The sequence below is a fragment of the Nonomuraea endophytica genome (assembly GCF_014203235.1).
Lineage (GTDB): Bacteria > Actinomycetota > Actinomycetes > Streptosporangiales > Streptosporangiaceae > Nonomuraea > Nonomuraea endophytica.
Map to the genome: position 1 here is coordinate 488,822 of NZ_JACHIN010000007.1, position 16,465 is coordinate 505,286.

Annotated in this window: 17 protein-coding genes; 1 reads left to right on the top strand and 16 read right to left on the bottom strand. The window is 71.3% G+C overall.

The genetic code is table 11. The features are described from left to right. Positions 1-96: 96 nt before the first annotated feature. Positions 97-1,905: a DNA helicase RecQ gene (recQ, locus tag HNR40_RS27375; protein ID WP_184966144.1), complete on the top strand. Its 1,809-nt coding sequence runs from the start codon at positions 97-99 to the stop codon at positions 1,903-1,905. 71 nt (positions 1,906-1,976) lie between these two features. Here recQ and HNR40_RS27380 read toward each other — a convergent pair whose 3' ends face one another. The 16 genes from HNR40_RS27380 to HNR40_RS27455 form a co-directional block, all read right to left on the bottom strand. Beyond that, a complete protein-coding gene (locus HNR40_RS27380; RefSeq protein WP_184966146.1) occupies positions 1,977-2,726 on the bottom strand; it encodes an SRPBCC domain-containing protein in 750 nt (249 codons plus the stop codon). Continuing rightward, positions 2,719-3,303: an ArsR/SmtB family transcription factor gene (locus tag HNR40_RS27385; RefSeq protein WP_184966148.1), complete on the bottom strand. Its 585-nt coding sequence runs from the start codon at positions 3,301-3,303 to the stop codon at positions 2,719-2,721. The genes HNR40_RS27380 and HNR40_RS27385 overlap by 8 nt, the downstream gene beginning before the upstream one ends. Before the next feature lie 31 nt (positions 3,304-3,334). Continuing rightward, positions 3,335-3,877 carry a TIGR03086 family metal-binding protein gene (locus HNR40_RS27390; protein ID WP_184966150.1) on the bottom strand — a complete coding sequence of 181 codons (543 nt, stop codon included), beginning with the start codon at positions 3,875-3,877 and terminating at the stop codon, positions 3,335-3,337. 30 nt (positions 3,878-3,907) lie between these two features. After that, on the bottom strand, positions 3,908-4,336 hold the full coding sequence (locus HNR40_RS27395; RefSeq protein WP_184966152.1) for an NUDIX hydrolase: 429 nt from the start codon (positions 4,334-4,336) through the stop codon (positions 3,908-3,910). Positions 4,337-4,340: 4 nt separating this feature from the next. Further along, positions 4,341-5,147 (bottom strand): alpha/beta hydrolase, encoded by an 807-nt coding sequence (locus HNR40_RS27400; RefSeq protein ID WP_184966154.1) that lies wholly within the window; start codon positions 5,145-5,147, stop codon positions 4,341-4,343. A gap of 45 nt (positions 5,148-5,192) precedes the next feature. Continuing rightward, entirely contained in the window at positions 5,193-6,431 is a 1,239-nt protein-coding gene (locus HNR40_RS27405; RefSeq protein ID WP_184966156.1) for a condensation domain-containing protein, read from the bottom strand. A 10-nt stretch (positions 6,432-6,441) separates the two neighbouring features. Next, positions 6,442-7,137 carry a helix-turn-helix domain-containing protein gene (locus tag HNR40_RS27410; RefSeq protein WP_312896525.1) on the bottom strand — a complete coding sequence of 232 codons (696 nt, stop codon included), beginning with the start codon at positions 7,135-7,137 and terminating at the stop codon, positions 6,442-6,444. Positions 7,138-7,322: 185 nt separating this feature from the next. Continuing rightward, a complete protein-coding gene (locus HNR40_RS27415; protein ID WP_184966157.1) occupies positions 7,323-10,049 on the bottom strand; it encodes a glycoside hydrolase family 2 TIM barrel-domain containing protein in 2,727 nt (908 codons plus the stop codon). A 23-nt stretch (positions 10,050-10,072) separates the two neighbouring features. Continuing rightward, a complete protein-coding gene (locus HNR40_RS27420) occupies positions 10,073-10,585 on the bottom strand; it encodes an OsmC family protein (RefSeq protein ID WP_184966159.1) in 513 nt (170 codons plus the stop codon). Further along, complete coding sequence (locus tag HNR40_RS27425) at positions 10,582-11,199, bottom strand: VOC family protein (protein ID WP_184966161.1); 618 nt, start codon at positions 11,197-11,199, stop codon at positions 10,582-10,584. The genes HNR40_RS27420 and HNR40_RS27425 overlap by 4 nt, the downstream gene beginning before the upstream one ends. Continuing rightward, positions 11,196-11,747, bottom strand: a complete 552-nt coding sequence (locus tag HNR40_RS55010) for an alkylhydroperoxidase domain protein (RefSeq protein ID WP_184966163.1) — start codon at positions 11,745-11,747, stop codon at positions 11,196-11,198. Before HNR40_RS55010 ends, HNR40_RS27425 begins: the two co-directional genes overlap by 4 nt. Then, on the bottom strand, positions 11,744-12,313 hold the full coding sequence (locus HNR40_RS55015) for a CMD domain protein (protein ID WP_184966165.1): 570 nt from the start codon (positions 12,311-12,313) through the stop codon (positions 11,744-11,746). Before HNR40_RS55015 ends, HNR40_RS55010 begins: the two co-directional genes overlap by 4 nt. Then, a complete protein-coding gene (locus HNR40_RS27440; RefSeq protein WP_184966167.1) occupies positions 12,310-13,284 on the bottom strand; it encodes a putative FMN-dependent luciferase-like monooxygenase in 975 nt (324 codons plus the stop codon). The genes HNR40_RS55015 and HNR40_RS27440 overlap by 4 nt, the downstream gene beginning before the upstream one ends. After that, entirely contained in the window at positions 13,281-14,798 is a 1,518-nt protein-coding gene (locus tag HNR40_RS27445; protein WP_184966169.1) for a dipeptide ABC transporter ATP-binding protein, read from the bottom strand. The genes HNR40_RS27440 and HNR40_RS27445 overlap by 4 nt, the downstream gene beginning before the upstream one ends. Then, positions 14,795-15,562, bottom strand: a complete 768-nt coding sequence (locus HNR40_RS27450) for an ABC transporter permease (protein ID WP_184966171.1) — start codon at positions 15,560-15,562, stop codon at positions 14,795-14,797. The genes HNR40_RS27445 and HNR40_RS27450 overlap by 4 nt, the downstream gene beginning before the upstream one ends. Beyond that, positions 15,559-16,446, bottom strand: coding sequence for an ABC transporter permease (locus tag HNR40_RS27455; RefSeq protein ID WP_246509496.1), 888 nt, complete (start codon positions 16,444-16,446; stop codon positions 15,559-15,561). Before HNR40_RS27455 ends, HNR40_RS27450 begins: the two co-directional genes overlap by 4 nt. Positions 16,447-16,465 lie beyond the last annotated feature (19 nt).

A 16,465-nucleotide genomic window follows, 5' to 3' on the forward strand; every position in this document is an offset into this window, starting at 1 on the left:
GATCGCCTTGTCTCACCGGGATCGTCGGCCTGATCGCCGACGATCGCCGTGGGCGAACGCCCTGACCCGTCCCCCCTCGCCACGTAAGGTAGCCGCATGGATACGCCCCTGGAGGTCCTGCACCGCGTCTTCGGCTACGACTCCTTCCGGCCAGGCCAGCAGGAGATCATCGAGCACGTGGTCGCCGGCGGCGACGCGCTCGTCCTGATGCCGACCGGCGGCGGCAAGTCGCTGTGCTACCAGATCCCCGCCCTGGTCCGGCCGGGCGTGGGTGTGGTGATCTCCCCGCTGATCGCGCTGATGCAGGACCAGGTCGACGCGCTGACCGCGCTGGGCGTCCGCGCGGGCTTCCTCAACTCCACCCAGGACTTCGACGAGCGCCAGCGGGTGGAGTCCGCCTTCGTCGCGGGCGAGCTCGACCTCCTCTACCTGGCCCCGGAGCGCCTGCGCGTCGACTCGACGCTGCGCCTGCTGGAGAAGGGCGAGGTCGCCCTGTTCGCGATCGACGAGGCCCACTGCGTATCCCAGTGGGGGCACGACTTCCGCCCCGACTACCTCATGCTCTCCGGCCTCCACGAGCGCTGGCCGAACATCCCCCGCATCGCCCTGACCGCGACCGCCACCCCGGAGACCCACGCCGAGATCTCCGCCCGCCTCGGCCTGGAGCAGGCCCGGCACTTCGTGGCCAGCTTCGACCGGCCCAACATCCAGTACCGCATCACCGCCAAGAGCGAGCCGAAGCGGCAGCTGCTCGACTTCATCCGCACCGAGCACCCCGACGAGGCCGGAATCGTCTACTGCCTCTCGCGCTCCTCGGCCGAGAAGATCGCCGAGCACCTCTCCGACCACGGCATAGCCGCCATCCCTTACCACGCGGGCCTCGACACCCGCACTCGCGCCCTGCACCAGTCGCGCTTCCTGCGCGAGGAGGGCCTGACCGTGGTGGCCACGATCGCGTTCGGCATGGGCATCGACAAACCCGACGTCCGCTTCGTAGCCCACCTGGACCTCCCGAAGTCTTTGGAGGGCTACTACCAGGAGACCGGCCGAGCGGGCCGCGACGGCCAGCCGGCGACCGCGTGGATGGCCTACGGCCTTCAGGACGTGGTCCAGCACCGCCGCCTGGCGTTGGAGGGCGATGAGGCCCACCGCCGCCGCCAGGCGCTTCACCTGGACGCCATGCTCGCCCTCTGCGAGACCGTCACCTGCCGCCGCGTCATGCTCCTCGACTACTTCGGCGAAAAGGGCACCAGCCCGTGCGGCAACTGCGACACCTGCCAGACCCCGCCCGAGACCTGGGACGCCACCGTGCCCGCCCAGAAGGTGCTGTCCACGGTGCTGCGGCTGGCCAGGGAGCGCGGGCAGAAGTTCGGCGTGGGACAGGCGGTGGACATCCTGCTGGGCAAGAAGACGACGAAGGTCGAGCAGTTCGGCCACGACAGCCTGACCGTCTTCGGCATCGGCGCCGAACTGACCGCACCGGAGTGGCACGGAGTCGTCCGCCAGCTCCTCGCCCAGGGCATCCTGGCCGTCGAACCCGCCTACGGAGCCCTGGTCCTGACCGACGCCAGCGCTGAGGTGCTGCGCGGCCAGCAGAAGGTCAACCTCCGCCGCGACCTCAAGCCGCGAACCCCGTCCCGCTCGGGCGGCGGCTCCTCGAAGTCGCGCGAGGTGGTGGACCTCACGCCGGAGGCGGCACCCCGCTTCGAGCGGCTGCGGGCGTGGCGTGCGGCCACGGCGAAGGAGACGGGGGTTCCGGCCTACGTCATCTTCCACGACGCGACCCTCCGCGAGATCGCCACCCGCAACCCTGCGACGCTGCCGGAGCTGGGGACGGTCAGCGGGGTGGGCGAAAACAAACTCGCCAAGTTCGGCCCCCAGGTCCTCGAAACCCTCCACGCCTGACGGCACGGTCCTCGCGTGGGGGGTACTCCTGTTCGTCCCGTCTGTGACGAACAGGAGTAACAGACTCGGGTTCAGCTGTAGGTGTCGGCGAGGAAGGTCTTCCAGGTTTGTTCGGTTTCCTTGGTGTCGTCGGTGCCGAACAGGTGGGCGGCCATGTCGACGCCGCCGCCCATGCCCTCGCCCAGGCCGTGGAAGCGGTAGAAGGCGTCGGCGGTGCGTACGCCGAGCATGAAGCCCTTGTCGCCCGAGATGACCAGGTAGTCCACGACGCCTTCGGCTCCGTCGGGCGTCAGCCGTACCCGGTCGCCCACTGCGGGGGCGGTGGGGAGGTTGAGGGCGGCGCTGAACCTGGGCCAGAGGTCCTTCTGGCCCTTGGGGCCCTCGGCCAGCGCGTAGACGGCGGTGCGGCCGGGGAAGTGGAGGAGGTACTGGGCGAGGGTGTAGAAGTACTGGTCCCAGCCGGTGTTGAGGCTGGAGAGGTACTCGTCGCCCCAGCCTTCGCCGAGGTGGCCGGTGTGGATGAAGCGCAGGACCGTGGTGTCGCCGTCGCGTCCTTCGATCAGGTACTCGTAGGCCTGGAAGCTGCCGTCTTCGGCCTCGGCGCTCTTCACGGTCAGGCGGTTGGGCGGGTCCCAGCCGGTGATCGTGGATTCTTCGGTGACGCCGGGCACGTCGAGGCGCATGACGCCGCCCACTCCGGGTTCGATGGCGAAGGGGAACAGCCACGAGCTGAGCCCGGGTCCGGTGGCTATGGCGTCCCAGACCTGCTCGGGGGTCGCCCGCAGCTCGGTGTCCTTCTGGATGGAGAAGTCCTTACCCACGCTCTTGCTCCTTGACGACGGGGTGGACGGCGATCAGCAGCCGGTGATCGCGTCCTTCTTCGGTGTGATATTTGCTGATGAGGATGGCTACCGAGGCGGCCAGTTCCTCGGCGAACGCCGCGCGCTCGGCGGCGGAGGCGAAGCGGATCTCGCCGTCTACCGCGAACGTGGCGAGGCGCTTCTTGGCCTTGGCCGCGCCGGTGATCAGCTCGCCGAGTTCGCGGACGAGCCGGGCGCCGAGCGCGAGGAGCCAGCGGGCCGACAGCTGGTCGGGCGCGCGGGCGGGATCGGGTTGTACGGCGCCGAGCGCGCTGGGCGAGATCACGTACGACGCGGCGGAGGCCCGCATGACGCGTTCGGTGAAGTTGCCCTTCTTGCGCTCCTCGACGAGTTCGACGAGGCCGTGCTTCTCGAGTGTCTTGAGGTGGTAGTTGACTTTCTGCCGGGCGAGGCCGACCTTCGCGGCCAGCGTGGTGGCCGATCCGGGTTCGGCGAGCGCGGCCAGCAGCCGGGTGCGCATCGGGTCGAGTGACGCCTCGGCCGCGGCCGGATCTTCGATCACCGCGATGTCGTGCATGCCTCCAGGCTGCCCTTGAAAAATAAAACTGTCAAGCCGACCTGCCGAGGAACGCCACCAGCCGATCGGAAGAACACGCAGGTGAGGCGGGCCGTACCGGAGCATGGAAGCGGTGCGGCCGGTCGTCGTCGTCCACGAACGCCAGCGCCAGATCGAGCAGTGCGGCGGCCAGCGGCTCCGGCACGGGACGGGCGTGACCGCAGGCGGCGGCGACGTCCCAGCCGTGGACGGCCACCTCAAGTGCGCCGACCCCCGCCACCACCTCGCGCGCCAGCCACGCGTCCCCGACCGCGACCTGCGAACAGCGGGACACGGTCGGCCAGGCGCCGAGCAGACGGCACGCCCGGCGGCGCAGCATCGCGACCGGATCGCCCTCGCAGCCGGTGGGCCGGAGCGCGACGTGGCCGAGGTCGGCCGCCTCAGCGAGCGCGAGCAGGGAGTCGTTCATGTGGTCGAGCAGCGCGCGCAGATCCCACCGCGCGCAGGGCGTCCGGTTGCCCAGCAGCTCAGGTCTGACCAGGACCAGGCTGCCGAGGGTGTAGCTGACGGCTCGTTCGAGCAGGACGGCGCTCACACAGGGATAGACCCGGCCCCGCCGGGGAAATCATCGCCACCCGAACACGGCGAACGGCTCCGCGCGCCCGATCGCGGCCAGCGCGGCGGCCGGATAGTCCACGGTGTCGGCGGGCAGATCGGCCAGCGGATGCCAGCCGATGGCCGAGCACTTGTGCGGCTCCGCGTTGTACGGCACGCCGGCCCACTCCCCGGCGGCGAAGAACAACCCGATCCGGTCGGGCGAGCGGTGCATCACGTGGACGAACCGCAGCCCGGCGGCCGCGATCGTCACGCCGACCTCCTCGCGCGCCTCCCTGATCGCGCCCTCCACGACCGTTTCGCCCGGTTCCAGGTGACCGCTGGGCAGGTGCCACTGGCCGTCGCGGTAGCCGGTGTTGGCCCGCCGGATCAGCAGCACCTCCCCCGGCGGGCGCAGGAGCAGGACGTGCACGTCCACGATGGCGCGGAATCGGTCCACGACGTCAGGGGAGGATCCGGTCCACGAAGGCGGTGACCTCTTCCAGGACCTCGTCCTTGTTGGTCTCGTTGAACACCTCGTGCCGGGCGCCCGGGAAGACGCGCTCGCTGAAGTCGGCGCCCTTGATCGCCTCGACGCCGCCCCGGCTGCCGCTGAGCGGGACGAGCTGGTCGTCCTCGCCGTGGATCCACAGCGTGGGCAGGTTGCCCAGCGAGCCGCCACCGGCGATCTGGCCGAGCGTGCGGGCGAACGCCTGGAGCGTGGGGCGTTTGAAGGGGCCGTGCCAGACGAGCGGATCCGAGGCGTACGCGGCGCCGACCGCCGGGTCGCGGGAGAGCGTGGCGGGGTCGATCGGGATGTCGGGCAGGTCGTCCATGGCGAGCAGGACGCCGATGACGTCCCAGGAGCCGATCACCGGGCCCGACAGCACGAGCCCGGCCAGGTCGGCGCCGTAGCGCTGGGCGTAGCGGGCGGCGATCATGCCGCCCATCGAGTGGCCGATGACGACGACGGGCAGCCACGGGTGGTCGGCCCTGGCGCGTTCTTCCAGCTGGTGTACGTCGGTGACGACCTCTTCGAAGTCGTGGATCAGGACGGGCTCGCCCGACGAGCGGCCGTGTCCCATGTGGTCGACGGCATAGCACGCGGCGCCGTGCCGTACCAGGTGGGCGGCCACGTGTTCGTAGCGGCCGGAGTGCTCGCCGTACCCGTGGATGAGCAGGGCGACGTAGCGCGGCGAGGGGTGCGGCCAGTGGCGGGCGGTGAGGGGCCCGCGGGTGCCGGTGAAGGTGATTTCCTGCGCCTCTGACATGCGACCTCCACCGTAGTTGCGGTGATCGTATTCCTTCCCGGGGACTCAGACCAGGGACTCCTCCACGAACAGCCGCTCCAGGTCCAGCAGGTACGCCTCGATGGCCAGCGGCGACAGCAACCCCGTGTCGGCGTAGAGCGAGACCTCCATGCGCTCCGGCTCACCGGCGATCCGCAGGTGGAAGTCGCAGATGTTGCGGTCCATGGCATCGGTCCAGGCCAGGTCGGTCTTGTCCATGGCCAGCCGGATCTGCCGCGCGTCCAGTTCGGGGGCCTGGTCGCGGCGGCCCCGCCGCCGGTCGTCGAAGCGGCCGAACGTCCTGACCCGTCCGGCGAGCGCCTCTTCCATCGCGTGAGGGTTGTACTCGGCCCGGCGATCGGCCCGCGCGGCCGCCTGCCCGCCCCGCGCCAGCAGTTCGCCGAAGTCGGGGGTGTCGAGGTCCAGGACGACCAGCCCTTCCTGGGCGATCGCGGACACCACGTCCCGGCGGCCGCCGCCGGAGCGGTTGTCGACGTTGAGCCGCATGCCGCAGGTGCGCTGCCCGGTCAGCCGCCCCGCCAGGCTCACGGCCCCGGTCAGCAGCGCGGTCGATGAGCTGATCCGGCGTCGTGCCGCCACCGTCCGCACCGCCGCGGCCAGCGCGGGCGAGGACATGGACGCCTCCATGTGCCGGGGCCGCTTGGGGGCCGCGGTCAGCTCGAACGGGTCGATGCGCGTGTATTGCTCCAGCCACCACGCGACCGCCTCGTCCGAGTGCCCGCGCCCGTCGGCCGAGGCCTGCCAGGCGGCCAGGTCCCGCGGCCGGTCGGCCTGGTGCGGCGGCGGTTCCCCGCGCCCGAGCAGCGCGCGGAAGTCGCGCACCACCAGGTCGGCGGCGGGCCCGTCCACGGCCAGCGGGCAGAGCACCAGCACGACCTGGCGCACATAACCTTCGGCGACCAGGAAGGCCACCCGCAGCGGCCACTCGTTCCAGTAGTCGAACGGCGCCGCCGACAGCCGCTCCGACACGCGGTGCGGCCGCTCCCCCTCCACCACCTCGACCATCGGCTCGGCGGACTCCGCGAGCGCCTGCCCGGGGGCGGCGCGCGGGCCGGTGAGCCGGGTGCGCAGCGCCTCGTGCCGGGTGATCAGCCGATCGAGTGCGCTGTGCGCGTGCTCCAAGGTGACCGGGCGCTGGGGCACGGAGAAGAGGCGAGCGAGGTTCAGGTATTGCTCCTGCGGCTCGGCGGCGACGATCGCCCGCCAGACGTCCTGCTGTCCCCAGGTGAGCGCCGCCTCCATCATGAACCGCTACCTAAGCATCGTCTTCCGCGTCGATCTCGACGTAGCCGAAGTCGTCGCCGACCGCGCGGCGGAGCTGGCGGTGGACCTTGTTCTGGTCGTCCTGCGGGCTCGGGACGTAGAAGGGCCGCCCGTCCCGGCCGAACGTGATCGCCGACGGCCCCTCCAGGTCGCCCAGATGCCCCTTGACCTGCTCGAAGTCCTCGAACGACGAGAAGCCCAGGCCGCTGGCGTATTCCTCGGAGCCGTAGACGAGCTGCCTGGCCAGCTCGATCGGGGCTTCCTGGTAGCCGGAGTAGTCGCTGAAGAAGAAGTCACGGAACTGGCGCATGCCGCGCTCGTCCATGATCTCGGGGCCGTGGGTGACCTTGACCCCCAGGCAGTACACATCGGCCAGATACCCGCAGATCGACACCCGGTTGTAGCCGTGGCGGCGCGCCACCAGCACGCTGACCAGGCCGCCGGTGCCGGGCTCGCCAGCCGCCGCGTCCGTCCAGCCACGGTCGGGAGCGACCGACAGCCCGGTGCTCCACCCCGCACTCACCCAGGAGCCGACCAACTCAGGCGCGCTGGTGACGGTCTCGGCGGCGATCTCCCGCACGAGGGGGGCGACGATGGACGGCTTGACGCCCAGCGCCCTGGCGATCTCCTTGGGCGACTGCCCGGTCGCCCGCAGCTCCCGAACCCGCTCTTTCAACTCTCCAGTCACGGTTTTTACCCTATCCATAAGCTTGCTTTTCTTTTACGGCCCAGCCGCCCCCACCCCACCCGCCGCACCCCGGCTGGTCCCCGTCCAGGAAACGGTCGTCCAGCTCACACCACCCCGCCGTTACGCCCGTCTCCTTAGCCAGACACCACGGCACCCCGCACCGCCCCGGCGCCACGAACCCAAGGTCAGGGGTGGGTGAAGTGGAGAGTCAGGGTGGATTCCCGGGCTTGGAGTTCGTACTGGGGCAGGACGCCCGGGCCGCAGGACGCGGAGCCGATGCCGTGGTGGGCCAGGTCCAGGTTGAGGTGGATGCGGTCTCCTGGGACCAGGTCTGGCAGGTGGCGGGCTTCTTCCAGGGCTGCCGTGGTCCAGCGGCGGGCCGTCAGCCCGTAGTTGCCCGAGATGCGGATTCCCCTGCCCGTGGCGTCGGTCAGGGTGGCCCAGCGGACCTCCGCGCGATGGCCGTTCTCCTGGGGGAACACGTACGGGGTCTGGAACTCGTCCACGGTCGCCGACCAGCGGCCCACTCTGGCGGCCAGGCCGGTGTCCGGGTAGGCCTCGCCCGGGCCCCGGCCGTACCAGGTGACCTGGTCGTACTCGGCGGGGATCGACATCGCCACGCCCAGGCGGGGAATCGGGTGCTTCCACTCGCCCTCCGGCACCACGTGGACCTCCAGCAGGACGCCGTCGGCCACGCCTGTCCAGGTGTAGGTGGTGCGCAGGCCGAGGTCGGAGGCGGCCGGGGCTACTCGGGTGACGACCGTCAGACGGTCTTCGTCCCGGTTCACCGCGTCCACGCGGTGCGTCAGGCGGTGCAGGCCCATCGTGCGCCAGTGCCAGTCGAGGCCGCCGAAGCGCTCGTTGTCGATGGGCGCCCGCCACAGCTCCAGTCTTGGGCCTTCTACCTCAATGCCGAACAACCGGATCAGTCGCCCGGTGCCTTCTGAGAAGTCCGCCCCGGTCAGGCTGCCGCCCGATCTGGGAGCGGGAGTCGGGGTGGTGAGGCGTACCTGGCCCCAGGCGATCTCGTGGCCTGCCGGTGCCCATGGTTCGTCGGCTGTCAGTACGGCTCGGACCGTCAACCAGGTCTCGTCCTTGGTGGGCGTCGTCGCAGGGAGTTTGACCACGCCGCCTTCCGCCGGGACTTCCAGGATCGTGGTCACGTCCTCGACGGTCGCCTCGAAGCGCAGGTGGGTGAGGTCGCGGAAGCCGTACCTGTTCTCGATGGAGACCTCGCCCGTGGACGGGAAGGTGATGCGGACGGGTGCGAAGACCACCTTCAGGTCCAGCAGGCCGGGCGAGGGCGTGCGGTCGGGGAAGACCAGGCCGTCGATGACGAAGTTGGAGTCGTGGACCGGCTCGCCGTAGTCGCCGCCGTAGGCGTAGCCGAGCTTCTCGTGGCGCAGGCCGTGGTCGATCCACTCCCAGATGAAGCCACCGGCCAGGCGAGGGTGGGCGTCGTAGAGGTCCTGGTAGTCGAGCAGGCCGCCGGGGCCGTTGCCCATCGCGTGGGCGTACTCGCAGTGCACGAACGGCATGCGCCGCCGCCGGGCGTCCAGGGTGGGGTCGTCGAGGGGGGTTTCCTCGCCCTTTCCTATGGCCTCCACTTCGGCGACGGATGCGTACATCCGGCTGTAGACGTCGGTGTCCGCGCACGTCAGGTCGCCCTCGTAGTGGATCGGGCGGGACGGGTCGCGCTCGCGAACCCAGTCGGCCATGAGGCCGAGGTTGCGGCCGGTGCCGGACTCGTTGCCGAGCGACCACATGATGATGGACGGGTGGTTCTTGTCGCGTTCGACCATGCGCCGCATGCGCTCGACGTAGGCGTCGGCCCAGGCGGGGTCGTCGCTGGGGTTGCGCCGCCAGCCGGCCTGGCCGAAGCCGTGCGTCTCCAGGTCGCACTCGTCGATCACCCACAGGCCGTACTCGTCGCAGAGGTCGAGGAAGGCGGGGTGGGGCGGGTAGTGGCTGGTCCTGACCGCGTTGACGTTGTGGCGCTTCATGAGGAGCACGTCCTCACGCATGGTCTCGTACGGCACCGCCCGCCCGTGGTCGGGATGGAACTCGTGCCGGTTGACCCCGCGTAGCTTCAGCGGCACGCCGTTGGCCAGGAGCACGCCGTTCTCGATGGACACGGTCCTGAACCCGATCCGCAGCCGCACGGTCTCGGTGGCGCCCACGTGGACCGCGTCGTACAGGACGGGGTTCTCGGCGCTCCACGGCGTGACGTCGAGCCGCGCCTCCACGCCGGGTTCGAGGCCGGTCAGGCCGAGCGCCGGGACGCTGAGCAGCCCGTCGCCCTCGAAGGACAACCGCCCGTCGTGCGTGGCGCGCACGAACAGGTCGGCGGTGGAGCGGGTGAGGGTCACGTCGCGGAAGATGCCGGGCAGCCACCACATGTCCTGGTCTTCCAGGTAGCTGGCGGCCGACCACTGGTGGACGCGGACGGCCAGCACGTTGCGCCCGGTCACCAGCCACGGCCCGGCGGTGAACTCGGCGGCCAGCCGGCTGCCGGTGGTGAAGCCGAGTTCGTGCCCGTTCAGCCAGACCCTGGCGTGGGAGTCGACGCCGTCGAAGCGCAGCACCGCGTCGTCCCAGCCTTCCGGCACCTCGAAGACGCGCCGGTAGTCGCCGGTCGGGTTGTCGTCCGGGACGTTCGGCGGGTCGATCGGGAAGGGGTAGGAGACGTTGGTGTACGCGGGCGAGCCGTACCCGTGCAGCGGCCAGTGCGAGGGCACGGGCAGCCGATCCCACGCGGAGTCGTCGTAGTGGGGATTGACGAAGTCCAGGCTCGCGTGGGCGTCCGGGCTGAGCCGGAAGCTCCACGGGCCGTTGAGGTCGATGGCCGGGGCGTCGCCGGCGAGGGCCGCGCGAGGAGCGCGCAGCCCTGCGCTAGGTGCATGATCGAACACTCGGACATTCTTCCCAAAAAGCTCTAGGCCCGCACTACCTCCCCCTTGATGTCCTGCGGGTTGCGGATGAGGTTGAGGATCGGGCAGACACGCTCGACCTCGGCGTGGAGCCTGGCCAGGTCCTCGTCGGAGGCGGGCGAGTCGATCTTCACGACGTAGCGGAAGTCCTGCGGATAGACCGGGATGTCGGTGTTGCCCGGGGCCTGGGCGCGCGGGTCGTAGGTGGCGCTCACGTCCACCGACAGGGAGTCCAGCGGCACCTCCAGCTCGGCCGCCTTGATGAGGAAGATGTGCGTGACGCAACTGCCCAGCACCCCGGCCTGCAGCTCGGGCGAGCCTGGTCCGAGGTCGTATCCGGCGAAGTCGGCGGCGCTGTCGCTGAGGATCTGGTGCTCGCGGATGCGGATGCGGCGCACGCCGCTGCGTCCCTCGGCGGTGACGCTGGCGCGCAGCGGCACCGGCCCGTCCGACGGCTTGTCGCGGCGGGCCAGCAGCGCGGCGCGCTTCTGCTTCAGGTAGTCGCGCAGCGTGCTCATGCCAGCGTCACCGGGCCCTCGGGCGTGCCCAGCACGGCGCGCAGCGCCACCGACTCGCCCACGACGACCTCGGCCGTGGCGCCCACGGCCTTCAGGTCGGCCACCAGGGCGTCCGGCTCGGGGTGCGCGATCGTGAACGAGACCAGCTCAAGCTGCGGCAGCCCCGACGCCGACGGATGCGCCGTCGCGCCCCAGTCGATGAGGAACGGCACCGGCCGCACGCCCGCCGGGTCGTCGCGCCTGGTCAGCCGCCATTCCAGCAGCGTGCCGTCGGGCTTGCGGCGCGACAGCGGCTGCACGTCACCGGGGTCGTAGCCGGCCTGGCGGGCCTGCCGTACCGTGGCGTCGATGTCGACCGGGCGCACCGCCCAGGCGGCGAGCGCCGGCGCGGTCAGCGACTCCAGCCCGAACGCACGCGGCCGCGCGCCCTCGGCCGACGGGTCAGGCCCGATGATCTCCAGGTACGCCCCCTCGCCCAGGCCGACGAGGAAGTTGGCGGTGCCGCCGGGATGCGCGCCACCCTCCACGGGCGTCACGCCGGTCCGCTGGGCGAACTCGGCCACCCCCTCCAGCAGGTCGGGCACGGCGTAGACAAGATGGTCGAGAGTGCTCATTCAGGTTCTCCAAGGGACAGCATGAGCCGGTTGGCCCAGTTGAAAAATGCGGCGGAATGGATGACGTCGCTGATGGCCAGGTCGTCGAGCCCGGCCGCGCGCAGCGCCGCGAGGTGCCCGGCGTTCAGCGCGCCGGGCGTTTCGGCGAGCGCGGCCGAGGCGTCGATGACCGCCCGCCAGCGCTCGTCCTGCTCCGCCTCGACGCCCTCGTCCAGCAGCCGCTGCACGTCGGCTGGACGCTTGGCGTAGTGGCTGGCGAAGCGGGCGTGCACCGAGGCGCAGAAGACACAGCCGTTGCGGCGCGAGGTCGCGGTCGCGGCCAGCTCGCGCTCGGCGCGCGGCAGCCCGCCGTCGGCGTTGTAGAAGATGTCGTTGTCGGTCTTGGTGCGCGCGTGCAGCACGTGCGGATCGCGCGCCAGCAGCAGGAAGTACGGCGAAGCCGCCCGCGCCTTGTCGACCAGCGCCTCCCAGTGCTCGTCGGTGAGCTCCTCCTCGGCCAGCGGCGCGAGCCACGGCCGCCAGCCGATCCGGTCCTGGGTGAACTTCACGCGGCGGCTCCCAGCAGGCGCAGTCCCGCGATCACGCGGACCTGATAGGTGAGGAAGGCGACGAGCTGCGAGAGCGTGACGATGCCCGTCGTGCTCCAGCCGGCGTCGAGGAGGATCTGCAGGTGCTCGGCCGCGGCCTCGCGCGGCCGGAAGACCAGCAGGTGGGCGTGGTCGAAGGCGGCGGCCAGCCGGCCGTCGAGCTTGGAGCGATGCACGGGTCCGACGGTGCTCTCCGCGGCCAGCTCCGGCTCGCCGTAGGCGCCGTACGGGCCGGTGGTCCGGCCGGTGTCGATCTCCTGTTTGACCCGGGTTAGCAGGTCGGGGGCGAGCTCGCCCAGCCGTTCGGCGTAGAAGCCCGCGACGGCGTCGTCGCGGTGCAGGCCGGCGACGAACGCGGCCACGGCGTCGCGCTCGATGAGCGTGACGTGCTCCTCGGTCTCCGGGCAGAACAGCGCCTCGTAGCTGTGCTGGGCGTGCTCGCGGGCGTCGGGGCGGCGCTCGCGCAGCTGGTCCAGGCGCGAGCCCGGCTGGATGCCGGCCAGCCGGTCGATCACGTCGGCGGTCATACCGTGCTCCCTTCCAGGGCGGGTGCGACTTCGGTGGCGATCAGTTCGATGGAGCGCAGGACCTGCTCGTGCGGCGGGTCGATGGAGTGCACCTGGAAGACCAGGTCGGTGACCCGCTTGAGCGTCGGGTCGGCCTTGAGGCTGGCCACGACGTCCTCCGGGGTGCCGACGTGGGCGTCCCAGGCGGCGATGAGCTCGTCCACGCCGCCGCCGTCGGGCTGCGGCAGGCCCGGCCTCGCCAGCCCTTGGGCGGCCCAGTGCAACGCCTCCTCACGGGTGTCGGCGACGAACGCGGTGCGCGACGCCATGATCCGCGGCGTCACCCCGGCGGGCAGGGCGGCGTAGTAGGCGTCCACGATCGGCTTCTGGATCTCCGCCAGCGACAGGTCCGGCCGTCCTTCCGGCCGAGGCTGCGTACGCGAGAGCATCAGCCCGTGCTCGGCCAGCCCGGCCCGTTCCCCGCCGCCGACCGAGAACGTCGCCTCCCAGATCGCGTCCAGCAGTCTCGGCGCCGGTGGGTAGAGCCGCTTCCCGCCGCCCAGATCGCCCCCGGACCAGGCGTTGACCAGGACGTCCAGGTGCTCGGCGTAGATCTCGTTGCGCCGCGCCGGGTCCTTGCCGAACGCCTCGAACGCCGAGGGCGTGCCGCCGCCCGCGACGCCGACCTCCAGCCGCCCGCCCGACAGCAGGTCGAGCACGGCGGCGTCCTCGGCCACCCGGACCGGGTGCTCCAGCGGCAGCGTGATGATCCCGGTGCCGATCCTGATCCGTTCGGTCCTGGCCGCCACGTGCGAGAGGAACACCAGCGGCGCGGGCAGCCCGCCCTCCTCGCCGTCGAAGTGGTGCTGCGCGACCCAGGCGGTCTCGAAGCCGAGCCGCTCGGCGTGCACGATCTGCTCCAGCGCGAGCCGGTAGCGCTCGGCGGGCGGGACGTCGTCCAGGAGCCGGGTGAAGAAGCCGAGCCGGGTCATCGCACCGGCTCCGGCACGGCGGCGAGCAGCTCGCGGGTGTAGTCGTCCTGCGGACTGTCGAAGATCTGTTGCGTCGTCCCTGATTCCACGATGCGTCCCTTGTTCATGACGGAAACGGTGTGAGAGATCTGGCGCACCACCGCGAGGTCGTGCGAGATGAACAGGTAGGTGAGGCCGAGGTCGCGCTGGAGCTGCTCCAGCAGGTCCAGGATCTGCGCCTGGACGGTCACGTCCAGCGCGGAGACCGCCTCGTCCAGCACCACCACCTGGGGTTCCACGGCGAGCGCGCGGGCGATGGCCACCCGCTGCCGCTGTCCTCCGGACAGCTCCCGTGGTTTGCGCTCCAGCAGCGCCTCGGGCAGCGCGACCCGGTCGAGCAGCTCCTTGACCCGGGTACGGCGGGCCGCCCGGTCACCGAGCCGGAAGTTGCGCAGCGGCTCCTCCACGATCCTGGCCACGCTGTGCCGGGGATCGAGCGAGCCGTAGGGGTTCTGGTAGACGAGCTGCACCCCGCGCCGGAACTCGGTGACGCCGGGGATCTCCACGCTCCCCGAATCGGCCTTCTCGAAGCGGGTGACGATGCGCGCGGTGGTGGTCTTGCCGGAGCCCGACTCCCCCACCAGCGCGTGCGTGCTGCCCCTGGCCACCTCGAAGGAGACCCCGTCCACCGCGCGGAAACCCCCGAACTCCTTCACCAGGTCCCGCACCACGATCGCGGGCCCGGCCTGCGGCGGCGGCTCCTTGAAGGCGCGGGCGCTCAGCGCGGGCGCGTCGGCCAGCAGCCGCCTGGTGTAGGCGGCGGCCGGGGCGGCCAGCACCTCGCGGGTGCCGCCGCTCTCCTCCACCAGGCCCTCGCGCATCACGACGAGCCGGTCGGAACGGGCCGCCGCGATGCCCAGGTCGTGGGTGACCAGCAGGACGGCGGTGCCGTACTCCTGCCTGAGGTCGTCGATGAGGTCGAGGATGCGGCGCTGCACGGTCACATCCAGCGCGCTGGTCGGCTCGTCGGCGATGATCAGGCTGGGCCGCAGCGCGATGGCGGCGGCGATGAGCACGCGCTGGCGCATGCCGCCCGACAGCTCGTGCGGGTACTGGCCTGCCCTTCTCGCCGGGTCGTCGAGGCCGACGCGTTCCAGGAGCTCCAGGACCCGGCGCCGCCGCGAGGTTTTGTCCCCATGCCGGTGGATGAGCAGGGTCTCGGCGATCTGGGCGCCGACCTTCTTGACCGGGTTGAGGGAGTTCGACGGATCCTGCGGGACCAGTCCGATCTGGGCGCCGCGGATCACCCGCAGGCGGCGCTGCGACCAGCGGGCGATGTCGGTGCCGTTGAGCAGGATCTCGCCGCTGTCGCCCGGGTGCAGGCCGATGATCGCGTTCGCCGTGGTGGTCTTGCCCGAGCCGGACTCGCCCACCACCGCGACGAACTCGCCTTCCCCGACGCTCAGCGAGACGCCCTTGACCGCCTCGTGCCCGCCATAGGAGACGCGCAGGTCCCTGACATCGAGCAGGCTCATCGGATCTCCTTCGAGATACGGCCGGCGGCCAGCACCACCGCGACCACGACGGCGCCGGGCAGCGTGGTCAGCCACCACGAGGTGGCCAGGTAGTTGCGGCCTTCGGAGATCAGCAGGCCCCATTCGGGCGTGGGCGGCTCGGCGCCGTAGCCGAGGAAGCCCAGGGTGGAGATGGCCAGGATGGCCACGCCGAACTGCAGGGCGGCCAGCGCGACGACCGGACCGAGCGAGTTGGGCAGCACGTGCCGCCACAGGACCGCGACGAAGGTGCCGCCGCTGCCGAAGGCGGCCTCCACGTAGTCGCTGCGCCGTACCCGCACCACCTCGGCACGGGCGAGGCGGGCGAAGGCGGCGACCGACCCGACACCCACGGCGATCGCCACGTTCACCGTGCCGGGGCCGAGCAGGATGATCACGGTCAGCGCGAGCAGCAGGCCGGGCACCGAGAGCAGCACGTCCATGAGGCGCATGATGATCTCGTCGGCGGGCCCGCCCGCCGACCCCGCCAGCAGCCCGAGCAGCGTGCCGAGCACGAGCCCCACCCCGACCGCGACGAACGCGCCCGACAGCGAGTGCACGGAGCCGTGCACCACGCGGGCGAACACGTCACGGCCCACGGCGTCGGTGCCGAACCAGTGGGCGGCGCTGGGCCCCTGCAGCTTCTCGGCGGGCACACCGTTCAGCGGGTCGTAGCCGGTGAACAACCAGGGCACGACCGCCCAGAGCACCACCAGGGCCACCACGAGCCAGGACAGCCACCTCATCGCGCCAGCCTCGGGTCGAGCACCGGGAAAACCAGGTCCACGAGCAAGTTGACCAGGACGAACACGGTCGCGGCCAGCACCACCACGGCCAGCAGCACCGGCGTGTCCTGGGCGTTGACGGCCTGCTCGGTGAGGCGGCCGACGCCGTTGCGGCCGAAGACGGTCTCGGTCACGACCGAGCCGGCGATCAGCTCGCCGAACGTCAGACCGGCCACGGTCAGCGTGGGCGGCAGCGCGTTGCGCGCCACGTGCCGCCACAGGATCCACGAGCGCGAGGCGCCCTTGGCCGCCACCACCGGCACGAACGGCTGGGTGAAGACCTGGTCGAGGCTGCGGGCCAGGACCTGCGCGATGGGCGCCGAGATCGGCACCGCCAGCGTCAGCACCGGCAGGATGAGCTGCTGGATCTCGCTGCCGCCGATGACCGGCACCAGCCCGAGCCGGAAGGAGAACACCTGGATCAGCAGGATCCCCAGCCAGAAGGCCGGCACCGAGATGAACAGCGAGGGCACCGCCAGCAGCACGCCGCGCAGCCGCGAGCTGTGGCTGGCGGCGAACGCGATCAGCACGGCCAGCAGCACCGCCAGCACGAACGCGGCCGTGGCCAGCTTGGCCGTCTCCGGCAGCCCTTCGGCCAGCCGTTCGAGCACCGGGGTGCCGGTGTCGACCGAGTAGCCGAAGTCGCCGCGCAGGAAGCCGAGAACGGTGTGCAGGTAGCCGCCGGCGTCGTAGTAGGCACGGATCTCGGCGATCTGCTGCGGCGACAGCCCCAGCTCGGGGTTCTGGAACTTGATCAGGATGGAGTCGCCGGGCATCGCCTGGAGCAGGATGTACGCGGCGGTGAAGGCGGCCCAGAGCACCAGAAGGGCCTGCCCCACCCTCATAGCCAGATATTTCGTCAGA

Bases quoted from the DNA above. Each gene is read 5' to 3' on its own strand.
- HNR40_RS27445 (WP_184966169.1), bottom strand. From the start codon at position 14,798: ATGAGCCTGCTCGATGTCAGGGACCTGCGCGTCTCCTATGGCGGGCAC.
- HNR40_RS27450 (WP_184966171.1), bottom strand. From the start codon at position 15,562: ATGAGGTGGCTGTCCTGGCTCGTGGTGGCCCTGGTGGTGCTCTGGGCG.
- HNR40_RS27425 (WP_184966161.1), bottom strand. From the start codon at position 11,199: ATGAGCACTCTCGACCATCTTGTCTACGCCGTGCCCGACCTGCTGGAG.
- HNR40_RS55015 (WP_184966165.1), bottom strand. From the start codon at position 12,313: ATGACCGCCGACGTGATCGACCGGCTGGCCGGCATCCAGCCGGGCTCG.
- recQ (WP_184966144.1), top strand. From the start codon at position 97: ATGGATACGCCCCTGGAGGTCCTGCACCGCGTCTTCGGCTACGACTCC.
- HNR40_RS27385 (WP_184966148.1), bottom strand. From the start codon at position 3,303: ATGCACGACATCGCGGTGATCGAAGATCCGGCCGCGGCCGAGGCGTCA.
- HNR40_RS27405 (WP_184966156.1), bottom strand. From the start codon at position 6,431: ATGATGGAGGCGGCGCTCACCTGGGGACAGCAGGACGTCTGGCGGGCG.
- HNR40_RS27400 (WP_184966154.1), bottom strand. From the start codon at position 5,147: ATGTCAGAGGCGCAGGAAATCACCTTCACCGGCACCCGCGGGCCCCTC.
- HNR40_RS27420 (WP_184966159.1), bottom strand. From the start codon at position 10,585: ATGAGCACGCTGCGCGACTACCTGAAGCAGAAGCGCGCCGCGCTGCTG.
- HNR40_RS27440 (WP_184966167.1), bottom strand. From the start codon at position 13,284: ATGACCCGGCTCGGCTTCTTCACCCGGCTCCTGGACGACGTCCCGCCC.
- HNR40_RS27455 (WP_246509496.1), bottom strand. From the start codon at position 16,446: ATGAGGGTGGGGCAGGCCCTTCTGGTGCTCTGGGCCGCCTTCACCGCC.